Annotated in this window: 20 protein-coding genes; 13 read left to right on the plus strand and 7 right to left on the minus strand. The window is 59.9% G+C overall.

Annotated elements, in window-relative coordinates; translation table 11 throughout:
* The first annotated feature begins 18 nt into the window (after window positions 1–18).
* Window positions 19–1,560: an ABC transporter substrate-binding protein gene (locus tag MY494_RS04500; protein ID WP_247911536.1), complete on the plus strand. Its 1,542-nt coding sequence runs from the start codon at window positions 19–21 to the stop codon at window positions 1,558–1,560.
* Window positions 1,557–2,576, plus strand: coding sequence for an ABC transporter permease (locus MY494_RS04505; protein WP_247911537.1), 1,020 nt, complete (start codon window positions 1,557–1,559; stop codon window positions 2,574–2,576). The genes MY494_RS04500 and MY494_RS04505 overlap by 4 nt, the downstream gene beginning before the upstream one ends.
* Here the strand turns inward: MY494_RS04505 and MY494_RS04510 are convergent.
* Entirely contained in the window at window positions 2,521–4,182 is a 1,662-nt protein-coding gene (locus MY494_RS04510; protein ID WP_247911538.1) for an alpha/beta hydrolase, read from the minus strand. The genes MY494_RS04505 and MY494_RS04510 overlap by 56 nt on opposite strands.
* Window positions 4,183–4,184: 2 nt before the next feature.
* Between MY494_RS04510 and MY494_RS04515 the strand changes: the two genes are divergently transcribed.
* A complete protein-coding gene (locus tag MY494_RS04515; RefSeq protein WP_247911539.1) occupies window positions 4,185–5,402 on the plus strand; it encodes an MFS transporter in 1,218 nt (405 codons plus the stop codon).
* Here MY494_RS04515 and MY494_RS04520 read toward each other — a convergent pair.
* The gene (locus MY494_RS04520; protein ID WP_247911540.1) at window positions 5,399–5,578 is read right to left on the minus strand and encodes a hypothetical protein; all 180 of its coding nucleotides are present in this window, start codon (window positions 5,576–5,578) and stop codon (window positions 5,399–5,401) included. The two genes, MY494_RS04515 and MY494_RS04520, sit on opposite strands and share 4 nt — an antisense overlap.
* Before the next feature lie 172 nt (window positions 5,579–5,750).
* On the opposite strand from MY494_RS04520, the gene MY494_RS04525 reads away from it, so the two are divergent.
* A complete protein-coding gene (locus MY494_RS04525; protein ID WP_247911541.1) occupies window positions 5,751–5,948 on the plus strand; it encodes a hypothetical protein in 198 nt (65 codons plus the stop codon).
* Here MY494_RS04525 and MY494_RS04530 read toward each other — a convergent pair.
* On the minus strand, window positions 5,938–6,411 hold the full coding sequence (locus MY494_RS04530; protein WP_247911542.1) for an early protein (E6): 474 nt from the start codon (window positions 6,409–6,411) through the stop codon (window positions 5,938–5,940). The genes MY494_RS04525 and MY494_RS04530 overlap by 11 nt on opposite strands.
* Window positions 6,412–6,470: 59 nt before the next feature.
* Here MY494_RS04530 and MY494_RS04535 point away from each other — a divergent pair, with 59 nt between their 5' ends.
* Window positions 6,471–6,707, plus strand: coding sequence for a hypothetical protein (locus MY494_RS04535; protein WP_247911543.1), 237 nt, complete (start codon window positions 6,471–6,473; stop codon window positions 6,705–6,707).
* 24 nt (window positions 6,708–6,731) lie between these two features.
* Window positions 6,732–7,172: an alternative ribosome rescue aminoacyl-tRNA hydrolase ArfB gene (gene arfB / locus MY494_RS04540; RefSeq protein ID WP_247911544.1), complete on the plus strand. Its 441-nt coding sequence runs from the start codon at window positions 6,732–6,734 to the stop codon at window positions 7,170–7,172.
* A gap of 3 nt (window positions 7,173–7,175) precedes the next feature.
* Here arfB and MY494_RS04545 read toward each other — a convergent pair whose 3' ends face one another.
* Entirely contained in the window at window positions 7,176–7,403 is a 228-nt protein-coding gene (locus tag MY494_RS04545; protein WP_247911545.1) for a Nif11-like leader peptide family natural product precursor, read from the minus strand.
* Window positions 7,404–7,516: 113 nt separating this feature from the next.
* Between MY494_RS04545 and MY494_RS04550 the strand changes: the two genes are divergently transcribed.
* The 5 genes from MY494_RS04550 (at window position 7,517) to MY494_RS04570 (ending at window position 11,897) form a co-directional block, all read left to right on the plus strand.
* Window positions 7,517–7,672: a hypothetical protein gene (locus MY494_RS04550; protein WP_247911546.1), complete on the plus strand. Its 156-nt coding sequence runs from the start codon at window positions 7,517–7,519 to the stop codon at window positions 7,670–7,672.
* 37 nt (window positions 7,673–7,709) lie between these two features.
* A complete protein-coding gene (locus tag MY494_RS04555) occupies window positions 7,710–7,961 on the plus strand; it encodes a hypothetical protein (RefSeq protein WP_247911547.1) in 252 nt (83 codons plus the stop codon).
* Between the two features lie 140 nt (window positions 7,962–8,101).
* Complete coding sequence (locus MY494_RS04560) at window positions 8,102–8,815, plus strand: TMEM175 family protein (RefSeq protein WP_247911548.1); 714 nt, start codon at window positions 8,102–8,104, stop codon at window positions 8,813–8,815.
* A 195-nt stretch (window positions 8,816–9,010) separates the two neighbouring features.
* Window positions 9,011–9,754 (plus strand): trimeric intracellular cation channel family protein, encoded by a 744-nt coding sequence (locus tag MY494_RS04565; protein ID WP_247911549.1) that lies wholly within the window; start codon window positions 9,011–9,013, stop codon window positions 9,752–9,754.
* Window positions 9,755–10,868: 1,114 nt separating this feature from the next.
* Window positions 10,869–11,897 (plus strand): carbamoyl-phosphate synthase L chain, encoded by a 1,029-nt coding sequence (locus MY494_RS04570; protein ID WP_247911550.1) that lies wholly within the window; start codon window positions 10,869–10,871, stop codon window positions 11,895–11,897.
* Between the two features lie 196 nt (window positions 11,898–12,093).
* Here MY494_RS04570 and ychF read toward each other — a convergent pair whose 3' ends face one another.
* On the minus strand, window positions 12,094–13,185 hold the full coding sequence (ychF, locus tag MY494_RS04575; RefSeq protein WP_247911551.1) for a redox-regulated ATPase YchF: 1,092 nt from the start codon (window positions 13,183–13,185) through the stop codon (window positions 12,094–12,096).
* A gap of 115 nt (window positions 13,186–13,300) precedes the next feature.
* On the opposite strand from ychF, the gene MY494_RS04580 reads away from it, so the two are divergent.
* Window positions 13,301–14,500, plus strand: a complete 1,200-nt coding sequence (locus tag MY494_RS04580) for an efflux RND transporter periplasmic adaptor subunit (RefSeq protein ID WP_247911552.1) — start codon at window positions 13,301–13,303, stop codon at window positions 14,498–14,500.
* Here MY494_RS04580 and wecB read toward each other — a convergent pair.
* Complete coding sequence (wecB, locus tag MY494_RS04585; protein ID WP_247911553.1) at window positions 14,497–15,633, minus strand: non-hydrolyzing UDP-N-acetylglucosamine 2-epimerase; 1,137 nt, start codon at window positions 15,631–15,633, stop codon at window positions 14,497–14,499. The two genes, MY494_RS04580 and wecB, sit on opposite strands and share 4 nt — an antisense overlap.
* Window positions 15,634–15,736: 103 nt before the next feature.
* On the opposite strand from wecB, the gene MY494_RS04590 reads away from it, so the two are divergent.
* Window positions 15,737–16,915 carry a type IV pilus twitching motility protein PilT gene (locus MY494_RS04590; RefSeq protein WP_371820678.1) on the plus strand — a complete coding sequence of 393 codons (1,179 nt, stop codon included), beginning with the start codon at window positions 15,737–15,739 and terminating at the stop codon, window positions 16,913–16,915.
* A gap of 10 nt (window positions 16,916–16,925) precedes the next feature.
* Here MY494_RS04590 and MY494_RS04595 read toward each other — a convergent pair whose 3' ends face one another.
* The gene (locus MY494_RS04595) at window positions 16,926–17,108 is read right to left on the minus strand and encodes a high light inducible protein (RefSeq protein WP_247911554.1); all 183 of its coding nucleotides are present in this window, start codon (window positions 17,106–17,108) and stop codon (window positions 16,926–16,928) included.
* Between the last annotated feature and the right edge of the window lie 25 nt (window positions 17,109–17,133).

Raw genomic sequence — 17,133 nt, forward strand, 5'->3', positions numbered from 1 at the left:
GTTGCCGGCCTAGTGGCCATGCTGCCGGCCCTGCAGCTGTTGATGGGCTGCCAACCACCCCATCCCGCCGGCCAGCTGGTGGTGGCCAACAAGAGCAGCCTCGAATCCGTCGATCCGGTGGATGTCTACTTGTTGGCCGGAACGCAGTTGCTCAGCGCCGTCGGCGACCCGCTCTACGCAGCCGATCGGCAAGGCCAACTCCAGCCAAGGCTTGCCACAGCTCTACCGCAATTCAGCGCGGACGGCCTCAGCGCTCGCATCCCCCTACGCCAGGGCGTTCGCTTCCACGACGGGACCCGCTTCGACGCCGAGGCGATGGTGTTCAACCTCAATCGCTTTCGGCGACTGGGAAAACTCAGCTACCTGCTGGATGACCGAATCCGCTCGGTTCGCAGCGTGGGGCCGTACACGATTGAAGTCCGTCTGACACGCCCCTACCGCGCCCTGGCGGCCCTACTGAGTTCGATCACCTTCACCCCTGTTTCACCAACGGCCTACCAGGACTACAGCGAGCGCTCCTTGACGGGGCGCTTTGTCGGCACCGGTCCCTACCGCTTGGTGAGCTACAGCCCGCGCAAACAGCAGTTGCTGCCGTTTGCGGGCTACTGGGGTGAGCCCGCCAAGAACGCTGGAATCAACCTGATCACCCTGAGCAACTCCACGGCGCTGTTTGGTTCTCTCGTCAGCGGCGAAGTGGACCTCTTGATTTCTAGTGGCCTCGAGAGCGACCAGCAGCAGGCCCTCGATGCCCGCGTTGCCCGCGGTGAGCTAGTCAGCGGAGAAGGTCCGGCGATCGAGATCGCCTTGATGGCCCTCAACAGTCAACGCCCGCCCTTCAACCGCAGAACGCTGCGTCAAGCGGTGGCCCTGAGCCTGGATCGCCGGCTGATCAGCCAACGGGTGAGTTTTGGCATGAGTGAACCCCTCCGTTCCCTTGTGCCACCGCCGCTCGCAGGCTCGCGCCCCCCGAGCTGGCCGGCCTACGACCCCAAAGCTGCTCGAGCGCTGTACGCCAAGGAGGGCTTCTGCGCAGGGAAACAACTGACCCTGCCACTGACCTTCCGCTCGAACCATGCCTCCGATCGGCTTTTTGCCCTCACCTGGCAGGCCCAATTGCGACGGGACCTGGGGGATTGCGTCCGGCTGGAGATCACCGGGGTGGAGTCCACAAGTGCCTACCGGCAGCTGGCGCAGGGGGTCTTTCCGATGATCATCTACGACTGGATTGGCGATTACCCCGATCCCGACACCTACCTGGCTCCCTTGCTGGGCTGCCGCAAAAGCGAAGGCGACCATTGCCTCTCAGGCAGCAGCGTTGATTCGGGAAGCTTCTGGACCAAGCCCGGCCTGCAACAACAGCTCCAGGCCAGTGAAAGCCGCTCTGGACAGGCACGCCGGTCCACCTTGTTGAGGATCCAACGGGAGACCGCAATCGGGGCCTCGTTTGTTCCCCTCTGGCAGGTCAATGCCCGCGCCTGGGGCCAACGGAGCTTGCGTGCGCCCCAATTTGATGGCTCTGGGCGGGTGATCCTGCAGCAGCTGGAGCAGGTCAAGCGATGAGCCGCCGCCATCACCTCTGGGGCTACCTGCTGAGCCGTCTGGCCCTCGTGCCCGTGATGCTCTGGCTGATCGCCAGCCTGGTGTTCCTCCTGCTTCGAGTAGCGCCTGGCGATCCCATCGATGCCCTGCTCGGTCCACGGGCGCCGCAGGCCGCACGGGAGGCCCTCAGGCAGCAACTGGGCCTCGATCAAAGCCTCCCGGTGCAGTACGGCCAGTACCTCAATGACCTCCTGCACGGCCAGTTAGGCACCTCCCTGACCAACCAGGAGCCCGTGACGGCGGTGATTGCCCGCAGCCTTCCCGCCAGCCTGGAGCTGGGCCTAACGGCCCTGCTGATCGCGGCGGTCGTTGGACTCGCCGTGGGCTTCAGCGGCATCGCCCGACCGGAGGGAAAGCTCGACCTCTCGGCCCGGCTCTATGGGATTGGCACCTACGCCATGCCTCCGTTTTGGGCCGCGATGATGGTCCAACTGGTGTTTGCGGTCTGGCTGGGCTGGCTCCCAGTGGGCGGACGCTTCCCGGCCACCTTGATTCCTCCTGAGGGCAGTGGCTTTTACCTGCTCGACAGCCTGCTGCAGGGCAATGGCCAGCAGTTTTGGGGAACGATCCGACATCTGGTGCTGCCGGCCAGCACCTTGGGCATCCTGCTGAGCGGCATCTTTGCCAACGCCCTGCGCCTCAATCTGCGGCGGGCCTTGGATTCCGACTACGTGGAGGCAGCCCGCAGCCGCGGCCTCAGTGAACGCCGCGTCGTACTCCGCCATGCCCTACCCAATGCCCTACTGCCGGTGTTGACCATTGCCGGCATCACTGTGGCCTCCTTGATCGGCGGGGCCCTGCTGATCGAGGTGACCTATTCCTGGCCTGGGGTGGCTTTCCGTCTTCAAGAAGCAATCAGCCAACGCAACTACCCCGTCGTCCAAGGGATCGTGGTGGTCGTGGCCAGCCTCGTCGTGGCGGTCAGCGTTCTGGTGGACCTGCTGGTGGCGCTGTTGGATCCGCGCGTGAAGTTCTGACCTCGATGCGGGTCTGCCAAAGCTTCGCCAGGTCGTGGTCGAGCACGTAGGCACTCACCCCGCCCAGATCGCGCCGCTGGGGAGGCAAGTCCCGCCTGAGCCCACGTTGATCCAGCCCCCACAGAAACTCACTGCTCAAGCTCAAAATCAAGTTCTGAACCCGGGTGGGATCCACACCAACCCACTCCTCGCCGAACTTGAACAGGGGAGCCTCACCGCCAGCCTGCATCCGCACAGGGGAGAAATGGCTCGCCCCCTCCAGCAGCACCAGACGGCTACGGGGATTGGGATCTGGCAGGAACAGTCGTAGCTGCTCACTGAGGGGCGGCGTAATCAAGTCCAGACTTCCCCCCAGCATGAAGACGGGAACATCCAGGTCCCGCAGGCCGCGATGGGGAAAGAGCAAGCTGCCAAAGCCGTTGAAGGTCACCACCCCTGCAATCGGCTGGGCCAGCGGTTGCACCGGCGGCAGGGCCACTTCAGGGAGCTGGCACTGCAGGAGACGCGAGAGATTGATTAACGGCAGATCGGCAAGCGACCGCTTGCAACGGCGCTGCAGTCCCGGTTCCGGACGCAGGCCAGCCGCCAACAAGCTCGTCAGCCCCCCCAGGGAGTGGCCCATCAGGACAACGCGCTGACCCAACTTGGGCAATCCACCGGCCTGAGCAGCAGCCACCACAGCCTGTAGGTCTTGCACCCGACCGGGAAGGGTCTCCGCTCCAGGGGGTAAGCGACGCCCCTGAACAAGCTCGCGCACGGCCAACTCATTGCTGCCGGGGTGATCGAGCAACACCACGGGCCAGTTCCGCTCATGCAGTGCCTGGGCCAACCAGCGCAACTGATCGGTGCTGCCCCCTAAGCCGGGCATCAGCAGCACCCAGGTTTTGGCGCCTTGCACAGGCCAGAGCTCGAGCTCCAGGGGCTGCTGGCGATGGGGGACCGGCAGACGCCAGCGCTGCAGCGCCCGATCCGCCGGCGAGGGCTGCCGCTCCAACAAAACCCCATCGGAAAGGGGTAACAGCGGAGTCCCCTGCGGCAGCGGCAGGGTTTGCAGGGCCTGCAGGGCCGCTTCCTGATCAGACAACTGTTGCCGCCAGCCTCTAGCGAGCTGTTGGAGGCCATCGAGATTGATGGTGAGCTGCCGGGCCGGGAGTGCCCGCATCAGCTCCATCACCGTCACCTGCTGCTGGTCTTTGAGCAGGGTGTTGAGGGTGCTGAGGACCAGCGGACCGGCATTGCCGTTCTCCGTGCTGAGCAACACACCCAATTCTTCGGCGACCCGCTGACCGGCCCAACTGCGCATCATCTGTTGGGTGAAGCTGCGCTGTTGCACCAGGGAGACATTCAGCAGCCGGTGCAACTGCTGTTGGCTCTGAGGATCCAGCAGGTTGAGCCAGACCGTCAGCTCTCCGGAGCGTGCCTGTGGATCACGGCTCCAACGTTCGAGCTCCGCAAGGTTGAGGGGGAGATCCAGCCCATCGAGGTGGATGTCCAGTTGTTCAGCGGCCCGCAGTGGCAGGGCCAGCAGCGATCCCAGCGAGAGGACTCCAGCCAGCAGACTGCTGGACAGTGCACGGCGGCGACGCAAGCGGGTTGGCTCAACCACGGATGCAGGCAACAGGCTGGAGCTGGTGGCACCAGTTTCCCCCGGCACTGCGGGAACTGGCCAGTGTTCGCCTGGTCGCCAGTTTTGGGGCCGGTGGGATCTTGTATCTCACCCCGATGGTGTTTCACCAACAGGACTTCAGCGCCTCCTCGATTGGACTGGGCTTAGCCCTGGCCGCCCTGGCCGGCACCGTGGGGCGTTTCATCAGCGGTGCCCTGCTCGATCAAGGCCGCAGTTGCGGAACGCCGGTGCTGATGGCAGCGGCCTGTGGCTTCGTGGGGGATGGCTTCTTGCTTCAGGCCAGCACCATGGCGGGCTACGTCGCTGGCCAACTCTGTATTGGCATGGCCGGCGGTCTCTACTGGCCGGCGGTTGAGCTTGCCGTGCCGCAATGTGCCAGCCCATTGCCCTCCGCCCAGGGCTACGCGCTTGTGCGCAGCGCCGATGCCTTAGGTGTGGCCAGCGGAACACTCACAGGCTCACTTCTGGCGGCCGCTGGACGGTTGCGAGGGGTCTACTGGATCGACATCGCTGCGGTACTTGGCTTGGCAGCGCTGCTGTTACTCAAGCCCCTGCCCAGGGCCGGCAGGGCCGGCGAGAGCGCAGAGGGACAACTCCCCCTGCGCCAATGGCTTCCAGCCCTGTTGCCGATGCTCGGCATTTCGGTCATCGCCACCTCCATCCCAGCCCTGATGCAGAGCGCGCTGCCCTTGGACCTCGTGCGCGGCGGACTCAACCGAGCCGGTCAGCCTGAGAGTTGGAGCGCGCTGCTGATCGGGCTGAAGCTGGGTCTCCTGGTGCTGATTCAGTGGCCCGTCGGCAGAGCATTGGCCCTGCGCCCGGTGGGTGTGGGCCTCGGGCTGAGCCTGGTCTGCTTCAGCACCGGGACGCTGATCCTGGCCGCCTCAGCCCTGAGCAGTCACGGCATTCTCCTGGTGGTGGTGGCGCTCGCCGTGGTGGCCCTTGGCGAAGCGGCCTTTCTGCCAACGGCGACTGAGGCGGTGGTTGAGCTCAGTCCCCAAGGGCACGGCGGCTTAGCGATGGCGCTGTTCTCTCAATGCTTTGCCCTGAGCGCCTTTGCTGCCCCCCTGCTGGCAGGGGTGCTCCTGGATGAGCATGGCCATGGCATGAGCCTCTGGATGGCAACCGCCCTGGCCTGCGGCCTCAGCTTGCTGCTGATTGGGCCGATCCAGAGGCGTTCGAAGCGGCGCTCGGCTTAAGCCTTCTCTTCAGCCTTTTTTTTGGCCCAGGCCTCATGGGGCAGGGGCTCAGTCCCGTACTCCCAGTCGTCGTAGTCAGGATCGTTGCGGATCTGCTTGTGCAGCTCCTTCTGACTGTCGAAATCGTGTGCCTGACGACCTTCACCGGTGCTTTCAGGAGAGCGCTGAGCCGTCATGGCAAATCTGGAGCTGGCGCCATTCTGAAACAGCTACCTGGATTTGGAGGGGAGCAGACGCAACCAAGCCCAAAACAGCAACCCAACCGGAAGGATCGCGAGCAACAACAGCGTGATCACAAAACGCAGTTCCTCTTGCACCAGATCAGGTCCAATCTCCGCGAGACTGATCGTGACCGATCGCCCTGGCCCCCTCATGCATCAGCTTTGGCTGCTGGTTCCCTGGGCAGTCTTCGCCCTGGCTGCGGGGGTCAAGTTCTGGCGACTAACGCGACCCTTCCGGCGGCAACTGGCTGAACCGAGCACAGAGCAGGTTCGCGCTTCCCTTGAGCGCCGCTGGCAAGCAGACCAACGGGAGTTCAGTGAATAGTCGCCGAGGGCCGCTGGCCGGCGCAGGCCAAGCAACCACCATTAATGCGATAAGGAGCCAAGTGATCCCTTAAGCAGCGGGTACCCCGAAAAAACAACACCTGCCCCTGCTCGCGGGCATGGGCATCCGTCAGGGGCAAGGCCAGCCAGCTTTCTGGAACGGTGCCCTTGAGGGCCTCGCGATTGGCCAAGGCCTCACGCCGACGCTGACGCTCCTCTCGATCGTTCTTCGCGCAGACCGCCTCCACCTGAAGCTCGCGGGAACAAGCAGCGCAGGCCTGAACCGTGGGCTTCTTCCGCTCCACGTTGTGGGAGAGCTTGTCGCTTGGCACCTCCCGCTCTTGGCCGCAGCTGCAGCGACACCACCAGTAGGCATTCCCTGCCTTGGAACGTTTCTCCGACGCACGCACAACGGTGAGTTGCCCATACACCTCACCAATGCGATTGCGCGGTTTCGAAGGCATTCACTCCAATGAACTCTGCTAAAAACCCTACGGAGGGAAATCGAGAAAGCAAAGAACCAATGACGCGACGCAACAGCGGACTGATTCGGCTCCTTCTCTCGACGCTCTGGATTTTGCTCGGGGTGGTTGCTTTCCTCAGCCTCGCCAGGGTCTTCATCTGGGGCTTGAGCTGGTATTTCATCCGCACGGCCCTTGCCATCGGCTTGGCCTATTACGTGATGGATCGCGTTCGGCGCCTGCGTCAGGTCCAGCGCTTACGCGTCCTGACCTTTCGAGCCTGGCTGGAAGAGGACTGATCGCGTCCGTTCCTCAGCTTCTCCATGGCGCAAAACCTTGACCTTGTGATTCATCCAAGGCTGGTGATCCCAGCGGCGGATTTGCAGTGGTCGTTTAGTCGCAGTGCAGGCCCTGGAGGACAAAATGTCAACAAGCTGGAAACCGCTGTCGAGCTCAGCTTTGACATCGAAGCCTGCAAGGTTCTGGGCCCCTTTCAGAAACAACGGCTGCAATCACGTCTCACGCAGTTGAGGGGATCAAGTGTGCTCCGCATCCGCGCGTCGGAGCACCGTTCGCAATACCAAAACCGCTGTCTGGCCCTGGAGAAAATGGCTGAGGCTCTGCGGGACGGCTTGAAACCAGACCCGAAACCACGGCGCGCCACCAAGCCTTCAAAAGCCTCCACACGGAGGCGCCTAGAAGGCAAAAAACTGCGCGGCGATGTCAAACGCAACCGGCAGCAACGACCGCGGCTGGAGGACTGAGCTCTAGACGTATCGGCCGGGATATTCGCCTGGATGATCAATCCGGGTGACCGTCACACCGGACGCCGTTCGCCCCGAAAAGCGAAGAAGGTCACTGCCTGAGACCTCAAAGCCGAGCTCCTGGGCCAAGCGAGCCACGTCATCGGCCGTCATGGCATCTTCCAGCGCTTGCCGTAGGGCGGGCTCAGCATGAACCCGCGCAAAAAACTGCTGTACCTGCTCAAACGCCATGTACGCAGGCTAGGAGCTGTTGCCTTGAGCACAGCCGCCGGTGGTCTGGTGTGCAGCGCAATCCTGTCATTGCAGGCAGGCTGACGGGGTTAGCAAATGCCATCTCGACCTGAATGGAAACCACCGTCCCCGTGGTGGTCACCCCCGACCACGAGACCCTTGGCTCTCGCCCCCTCTGGCCGGAATGGCCGGAGCGCAGCTTCACCATTCCTGCTCGAACGCTCCAGAACCATGGGCTGAGTTGGGATGAGCTCCTGGGACAGCGCTGAGCGCCCCAAACTGGTGCGACCGCCCGTCCCTCACTCCATGCCAGGTCCTGCCATCAGCGCGAAAGACAAAAGCGAGTGGGCAAACTTTGTTGTCCAGGAAGTGGTGAGCTTCCTCGGCGCGCGCAAAGAAGAGATCTACGCCAACTACGCCGCACAAAGTGAAGGCAAGCTCAGCAGAGAGGCCATTGAGGAGGCCGGCCTGATGGATTTCGAAATCGCCTTGACCTATCTCAACGAGCGCAGCTCAGGGCTGGGCCGTGGATTCCTGGGAATGAACCTGATTCGCTAGGCCAACAATGCAGGTCCCAGCGAAGCAACCAAAGAAATAGACATACAGAAATCAACAACCTTAAACAAGGTAACAACCATTCCCATATCGAAACAAGAAGGATCAGAGTCTCTCTGATCCTGTGAAAAGCAAGCGTCGCCATGCACTTATCCAAGGTCATCAAGGAAGGAATGAGCGGCGAAGCCTATGCAGGCTTAATCGATGGGGTTCAGGCCATTGTCCTGACGCTTCTGGTGCTCGAGATGCCTGATCTCATCATCAACATCATCGAAAAAGCGTCTACACATGAGCTCAGAGCAGACCGCGTCGCCTTCATCGTGATTCAGCAGCTGGCTGGATACCTCCTAATCGCCATTGTCATTTACGACATCTGGTCGATTCATAAAAGCCTTGTTCAAAATATCAGACCATCTAAGCTCTGCTCAATATCCACCCTGGGCACCCTATGGCTATCAACACTCATCCCACCGATGTTCTTTCTGCTTGAACATTTTGTACAAGATCTCTCTCTGGGGGCGCTGATTGGAGAGATCCAAGACCCTGACATTGGCATCCTGTTGGCCATCCGATCCTCAGCACTCTTCCTGCTTTTGCTGATTTACTCTATTCTGCTGAATCTTGCGAACACCGAACTCCGTCAACCTGGTGATTCGACGGACGCGGAGAAGTCGAGAAGACAGCAGCTCTCACTAAACCGGATTCTGCTCAAGCGTCGCTGCTTTGTCCTACCTGTTCTCATCGCCATCAGCCTGATCATCGGCATCAAGACCGGAGCAATGGTGGTGCTTTTCCCATCATTAGCGCTAGCGATCACGATCTTCATTCCACCAAGCAAAAGCCTCAAAACAGCTTGACGGCCCATGCAGAACAACAGGCTCGGAGGACTTGGCCGGATGTAGAGGGGCGCGCGTTGCCTTCTTGCGCTTATCGATCTAATTCCTATTGGCCCTCAAGATTTTCTTAAAATGCAGCATCGCGAGTCTAATAACCTCATTTATCCCAAGCCAACGAATGCCTGCGGGCAGGTCGCCAAATCCCGATTGGGCTTGATGTCGGCATTAATTCTCATAGCCTTTATTGTCTTAGCAATCTGGATACAACGTGTCAACCCATTAGTTCTTACCGATGATGGCCGAGCCCAGCTGGAGTCAGTCTTTACATCGTCTCGCCTTAAGCCCTGGGATCTGATTGGCACCATTGCTTATGCTGTTTATGGCTTCCTAACAGCCAAGAGACTGCAATATGGTTTATGGGGTGCTTTTATCTTGACTTTGCTTCCCGCAGTTGGAGGTGGAGTCGTGCGCGATCTTCTCATTGGTGGAGAACGACTGCCGCTATTTATCTTTAATGACCCTTCATACTTAATAGCTATCCTAGCGGTACTTTTCGTTGGCGTATCTGTGCGACCAAAATGGCCTTCCAAGCTGCTAATAGTTGCCGATTCGATCGGACTAGCTACTTTTGCAGTGATAGGAACGAGAGTCGCTTTATTAGCTGAACTCCCATGGTATTGGTGGCCCATTTCAGCCGCTCTGACTTGCACTGGTGGCGGGATACTTATGGATGTGATAACGGCACATGAGCCAAAGGTTTTCACGGGTGAACCTTATGAGGAAATTGCATATGGGGGTGGCTTTTTATTGACTATTCTTTGGTTCTTGCAAAATCAACTTTTTGGCAGGGACGCTTTGATCCTAATGCCGATATTAGTGGCTTGGCTTTCAATGTTTTCATTACGTCTTCTGGTTGTTCGTAAAGGCTGGCGTTCATGGCGACTCACTAACGACAGCTAGCGCCAAGTCCAATAGCATCTAAGTAGCTGATAAGCCTCTTTCTCCTCATACAAATCTGGAAAGTCAATCCTCCCGCTCTAATCCATAAGCAAGCACGACTGCCGCCTTTACCTTGATTGGCCATCGCATAATGCAGCTGGGTGATTCTGATGCTCTCAATTTTGCTCGTCTTCCACAGGTTCAGGCTGGCTTGCATCTTCGGGTAGTGAACCCATGGTTACTCTTGAGCGAGTGGTTGCTGCCTGACTGCTTGCGGCGAGGGAAGCCCACTTCCAAACCTTGACTATGGCTTATTCATCTCAGCAAGCAGAGCACTAGACACCTTTGGCTTAGATGCGGGGTACAACCTCAGTGCCCTCATAACTTCTGTTGGCTACCACTGCCAAAACGGTGACACAGGTGCAGCGGTCGGATCTGCCATCTTGTTTCGCCTGGCTTACTTATGCCAGCAAAAACGACTTAACCATTGGCACAAATCTTTCCTCTAACAGCTCCTTCAAGGTCGCGCTTCCCCGCTGAAATCAAGCGAGAGCCAATGCTGCCGTTACTGCCCTAACATCAACGCTAGGCAACAGGGATACTCGGGAACACAATTCTGTCGGCGGAAATACTTGGCTTGCAAATTCCCAGAACAATAATTCAACCTACAAAAGCCTTGGGTTCACAAGTTTTGTCCCTTAGCCAGTCACAACAACAAGCCGATAAATCAACACTTACTTGATAGATTTAGTTCAGTAGAGGCCGGCAGACCTCAGACGTTGAAGAGAAATTCCATAGGTTCTAGTCATAGCAATAGATCTTAGCCGAAAAGCGGCAGTAGACTTTTCGTAGACTTTTCGTAGACTTTTCAAGCCGCCAAACCAGTAGACAAAGTATCTTGTCTAACCTGATTCAGCTCACACTCTCCACTGTCTGGACTTCCGCCGGGCTGCACTAATCCAGAGCACATGGGACGCCGCCAATGCTCCAGTTCATTGGACTCGGTGACGCAGCAGGAATCTTCGTTGGAGTCTCGTCTGCCTTCATCCTGCTGACGACCAATCAACTGCTCTAAGCCCAGTGGCAATGCGACATTTCCTGGCGAGACTCCAGTTAGAAGTTCAGCGCGAGCGCAATGCAGCAGTCCATTCGCCTGAGCCTCTCCCTCACTGGTGCAGCTGCTTTGGCACTGGCATCAATGCCGCAGGTGAGCGCAAAGCCTGCAGTGGTGGCGCAAGGGAGCGCGGAAGACCTTGGAGTGATGAGCATCCGCCTCAAGGATGTGGTGAAACCGCAGGTTGGTGTTCAAGGTCAAACCCAAGCGGCTGGCACCCCGAATGAGGCAGGCATTGGCGGTTTTATGCCGCTGGTGGTGGGAGAGAACAGCGTCTTCTTTGCTGATGTGCTGGCGAATGCGAACTTCGCGGACTGGGGCAACAGCAGCAGCATCATCAATACCAAGGTGGCGGGTCCCACCATCAGCACGTCATCCAGGCTTGGGTATCGCTGGCTGAATGGTGACCGCAGTTGGATGTTTGGTGTCAACGGTGGGTATGACACCCGACCGATGGCAACGGGTGATGCCGATACAGGTGTTGCGGTCTCTGGTCAGCGGACAGTCTTTTTCCAGCAGGCAGCGTTTGGCTTGGAGGCAGTGAATGATGACTGGAGCTTCAATGCCTATGGATTAATACCAACTGGAACAACGGAATACAGGTTGAATAGTGCTTACAACGGGGGAGCACTGGATACGTATGGGTTTGATGCGGGCTACAGCATCACGCCAGAGTGGAAGCTGAGTGTTGGCTATTACTACCAGAATGGCGACCTCAATACAGCTGATAGCTCAGGCGTGCTGGGGCGACTGGCTTACAGCATCAATGAGGGAGTAACGGTTGGCACCAATCTGTCTTATGACAGCGCGTTTAAGTCACGCTTCTCAGCTGACATTAAGTGGCGGTTCAATACGGCAGGAATTTCGCAAAGCGAGAAGCAGAAGAAAGCGTGGGAGAAGCCAACGATTAAGGCATTAACTGAGAGCGTGAAGAATAGGGATGTACGGGTGCACGATACGACCTGGTGTAATACCCCAGGCGGGGAACCGGGAATATTAGTAACTACCCCTGGAGACGGGAAGTCTGTGTGTGTCACGATTACGCCCTAATGTAGGGTGAGCCTAACCACCCAACGCCCAAAGCCCCTGTAACCGCAGGGGCTTTTTATTTCTTCAGTCACACCAAGAAGCCAGCAAATCAGCATCCAATACCTGGCACTGTCGTCATCAACGCAACCTGATGACAGACCCATAAGGGCACTGAATAGAAGTTGCCTCAGGATAAAAAGTCAGCTGTGGGTAGTCGTTACACGTTGAAGAGGAACTCCATCACATCCCCCTCTTCAACGACATATTCTTTTCCTTCAGCGCGCAGCCAACCTTTATTGCGCGCTTCTGCCAGTGATCCCGCCTCAAGCAGCTGCTTGTAGCCAATGGTCTGCGCGCGAATAAAGCCGCGTTCAAAGTCGGTGTGAATGACACCAGCAGCCTGGGGAGCGGTCATGCCCGCCTTGATCGTCCAAGCACGGGTTTCTTTCTCACCTGTCGTGAAATAGGTACGCAGGCCGAGAAGGCTATAGGTGGCACGAATCAGGCTTTGAAGACCACCCTCTTCAACACCCAATCCTTCCAGGAATTCGGCCCGATCCTCTTCGGGCAGTTCAATCAGCTCAGCCTCGACCTGCGCTGAGATTCGCACCGTTCCAGCACCCTCTTTCTCAGCCAAGACGGCGACTTCTTCGCAGTAGGCATTGCCACTGGAGAGGTCGTCTTCGCTGACGTTGGTCGCATAGATGATCGGCTTGGCCGTCAGCAAACCCAGGGGCTTGATCATCGCGGCCTCTTCATCGGTGAGGCTGACGCTGCGGGCCGCACCGCCCTGCTCCAGCACCGCCTGGATCCGCTCCAGGGCTGCGTATTCCACCTGGGCTTCCTTGCTGGTGCGCACTTGCTTTTTCAAACGCTCGCGGCGTTTCTCCAGCTGGGAGAGGTCCGCCAAACCGAGCTCCAGATTGATCACCTCGGCATCGCGGGCCGGACCGACGGATCCGCTCACGTGGATCACGTCGTCGTTTTCAAAGCACCGGACGACGTGGACGATGGCATCCACCTCGCGAATGTTGGCCAGAAATTTGTTGCCCAGCCCTTCCCCTTGGCTGGCACCCTTGACCAGACCGGCGATATCCACAAACTCAACCCGAGTGGGAATCAGCTCCTTGCTGCTGCTCAGATCAGAGAGCTGCTGCAAGCGGGGATCCGGAACCGCCACCACACCGGAGTTCGGCTCAATGGTGCAGAAGGGGTAGTTGGCGGCTTCGGCCTGGGCATTGGCCACCAGTGCGTTGAAGAGGGTCGACTTGCCCACATTGGGCAGCCCCACGATTCCGGCTTTAAGCATCGATGGAATCTACGGTTTGCCCTCGATGACGGTGATCCGTCCCTGACCGAACACCCGCCAGCTCCCCGCAGCAATGAAGACTGGGTAGATACCAGGAGCCAGACAGGTCAGCGCGATGCTCCAACCACCCCGTCGCAAACAACCTGTTGTCACCTGGCTACAAGGCAACACCTTGAGCCTCAAACGTCTTGCGGCCGATCGGCCATGGCTGGGCCGTCGTCGCTTCTGGGCCGCAGCCCTAGCCGGGACGGTCGCGGTTGCCGGTGGAGCCACAGCGCTCAACCTCAGCCGCAGCGCCAAGCAGGCCCGCAGCCTCAGCACTTACACCGCAGTCGCCCAAGAGGGATCGCTGCCGGGTCTCGTCACCGCCAGCGGTGAACTGGAAGCCTTCAGGCTCGTCAACGTCAGCCCCAAGCGCCAAGGGGTCCTCAAGACCCTCTATGTCGAAGAGGGCGACAGTGTTCAGGCCGGGCAGGCCCTGGCCTTGATGGATGGCGGAGACCTGACGGACCGGCTGGAAGAGCTGGCCGCTCAACTGCAATCGGCCAAAGCCCAACTGGCCCGCAGCCAGAGCGAACTGCAACGCCGGGAGAACCTGGTCCGCAACGGCGCCATCAGCCAGGACAACTACAACAGCGCCAAGGCGACCTATTTGGTGGACCGCGCCGCCGTGGATGCCGCCCAGCAACGCCTCGAGCAGCGCGAGATGGAGCGCAGTGAATTGATCGTTCGCGCCCCCTTCGCCGGGATCATCACCGCACGGTTCGCCGACCCCGGGGCCTACGTGACCCCCACCACCTCGGCGTCAGCCTCCGCCGGCGCCAGCAGTTCCTCCATCGTCGAGCTCGCCCAAGGACTCGAAGCGGTCGCCAAGGTTCCTGAAAGCGACATCGGCCGGATCAAGCTCGGGCAAACCGGCTCGGTTCGTGTCGACGCCTTCCCCGATCGACGCTTCAAAGCCCAGGTGCGTCAGATCGCGCCGCGGGCGGCCAAGCTCAACAACGTCACCTCCTTTGAGGTCACCTTGAAGTTCGTCGAGCCAGCGCCTGAGCTGCGTATTGGCATGACCGCTGACATTGACTTCAACACTGGAGATTTACCCCCACGCACCCTGGTGCCCACGGTGGCTGTCGTCACCGAGCGGGGCAAGCCAGGTGTGCTCCTGGTGGGTCCAGGCAACCAACCCAAATTCCAAGCCGTAACCCTGGGAGCCAGTAGCGGCCGCAATACCCAAATTCTCGACGGCCTCAAACCCGGGACTCAGGTCTTCATCGACCTCCCCCCCTGGGCCAAGCGCAAGAGTGATGGGAACTAGAGCTGCTCTGCCGCGTGGCGGCGCTCGTTGAGGAAACTGCGACAGGCATCCAAGATTCGGCTGCTGGCTTGGCCATCCCCAAAGGGATTGTGCGCTCTGGACATCTCCTCATAGGCCTCAGCGTTGTCCAGCAACAGCGAGGCCTCCCGAAGGATGTCGGCCGAGTCAGTCCCGATCAGCTTGGCGGTGCCCGCATCCACGGCCTCCGGTCGCTCTGTGGTGCGCCGCAGCACCAGGACGGGTTTACCCAAGGCAGGGGCCTCCTCTTGGAGTCCGCCTGAGTCGGTCAAGAGAAGCGTCGAGCCACGCATGGCTGCCACCAAACGGTCGTAGTCCAGAGGCTCCGTCAAGAAAGCCCGGGGGTGATCGCCCAGCAGCGCCTGCAGGGGCTCGCGCACCGTTGGATTGCGATGCAGAGGCAGCAGCAGCGCCGTATCGGGGTAGCGCTCCAGAACGGCCAAGAAGCCCTTACCGATCTCCTGAAGGCGCTCGCCCCAGTTCTCACGGCGATGGACCGTCGCCAGGATCACCCGCTGCGTCTCAAAGTCCAGACCCGGCAGCTCAAAGGGCGGAGCCTTTTTCGCCATGAGCAACAGGGCATCAATCACGGTGTTGCCGGTGGTGATGGTTTGGCCGACCACCCCGGAGGCCGCGAGATTGCGGGCCGACACGTGGGTCGGGGCAAAGTGCAACAAGGCCACCTGGGAAATCAGACGGCGATTGGCCTCCTCCGGATAGGGATCAAAGATGTTGTCGGTGCGCAGGCCCGCCTCCACATGACCGACTGGGATCTGCTCGTAGAAGGCCGCTAAGGCGGAAGCAAAGGCCGTGGTGGTGTCCCCCTGGACCAAGACCAAATCGGGGGGGAACTGCTCGAACTCCGCCTTCAATCCCTGCAATGCCGCACAGGTGATGTGGGTCAGGGTCTGCTTGGGGGCCATCAAGGCCAAGTCGTGATCGGCCTCCAGGTCAAACAGGTCCATCACCTGGGTCACCATCTCCCGGTGTTGACCGGTGAGCACCACCCGAGTCTTGAAGTCATCGGACTGCTGGAACGCCTGGATCACCGGAGCGAGCTTGATCGCCTCCGGACGAGTTCCCAACACGATGCAGACGTTGTGGGGAGCGCTCACTCGAGGGGCCACGGGCAGTCGATTGGATCCTAAAGATGGCGGGCAGAAAAGCTGCTCTTGATTCGCTTTGCCGCAACAGTGGCGGCAGCGAGGCTGCGGGGCAGTGAGCAACAGTTCGCCCTTCCCAATCGGGCTATTCCCGCAGCAAGGGAAAGCCGCCCAAGCCACTCCCATCTCCCAACCGCAACCGCTGGATGGCTCACTGCAGGGCAGCCAACCCAGTTCGCTTCAGGGCATCGTCAAACTCGCCGCTGAGCAGGGCTTCTCCGATGTCCATCTCGGCGTTGGCGAAGAACCCCGCTACCGCGACCGCGGCGAGATGCTCCGCACCGGTTGGCCCGTCACCGACGCCGCGGGGTTCCAGAGCTGGCTCCGGGAACTGCTGAGCCCCGCCCAGGTGGATGCCTTCCAGCGGGAAAAAGAGTTCGACGGGTCCCACTCCTTTCCCTTTGTCAGGGTGCGGATCAACCTGATGGATTGCCTGCGGGGACCAGCGATGGTGCTCCGGCTCATTCCTCAAACCATCGCCAGCCTCGAAGAGCTCCAGCTCCCCCCCGTACTGCAGGAGCTCGCCTCCAAACCCAAAGGTCTCGTCCTGATCACAGGCCCCACTGGATCAGGGAAAAGCACCACCCTCGCCGCGATGATCGACTGGATCAATCGCAACCGGTCCTGTCACATCCTCACGATTGAGGACCCGGTGGAATTCGTGCACCACAGCCAGCAGTCCTTGATTCGCCACCGCGAAGTCGGGCAGCACACCAAGCACTTTCACAACGCCCTCAGAGCGGCCCTGCGGGAAGACCCCGACGTGATCCTGATCGGGGAGATTCGCGACGGCGAGACCCTCACCACCGCCCTGGAGGCCTCGCAGACCGGTCACCTGGTCTTTGGCACCCTGCACACCATCTCAGCAGTCAAAACCGTTGAACGTGTTCTGGGCATGGTCCCGGCCCAAGACCAAGGCAGCCTGCGACGCTCCCTGGCAGAAAGCCTGCTTGGGGTCATTGCCCAGGGGTTGATCAAAACCACCGACGGGAAACGAGCCGCCTTCCACGACATCCTGATCAACACCGATGCCTGCAAGGACTACCTCGAGCGCGGTGAGCTCGAAGAAATCGAATCGATCATGGCCCGCAGCGGTTTTGATGGCATGCAGACCGTCAATCAAGCCTTAATCGCCCTGGTCGAACAGGGCAGGGCCACAGGCGAGGCCGCTCTGGCCCAGAGCCTCAAAGCCAACGAACTCGCCCAGGCCCTGCGTGGCAAGGACTCCAATTAGCGGCGAAACCTCAAACCTTGCCGGCAAGGCGAGCGATCAAAAGCACGCTCAAACCGACGGAGAGGCCGACCATCGCCATCCGGCCGTTCCAGATCTCAGCCTGAGGCGTGAATCCACGCTTCCACTCGTTCAGCTCTTCAGGAGCGGCTTCGACCACCTGGTCGGGGGTGGGAGTGGGGTCTGCAGTGGCCATCGCCTCTGCCCTCTAACTGAGTCCA

It is taken from the genome of Synechococcus sp. A10-1-5-1, from assembly GCF_023115425.1.
Classification (GTDB): Bacteria; Cyanobacteriota; Cyanobacteriia; order PCC-6307; family Cyanobiaceae; genus Vulcanococcus.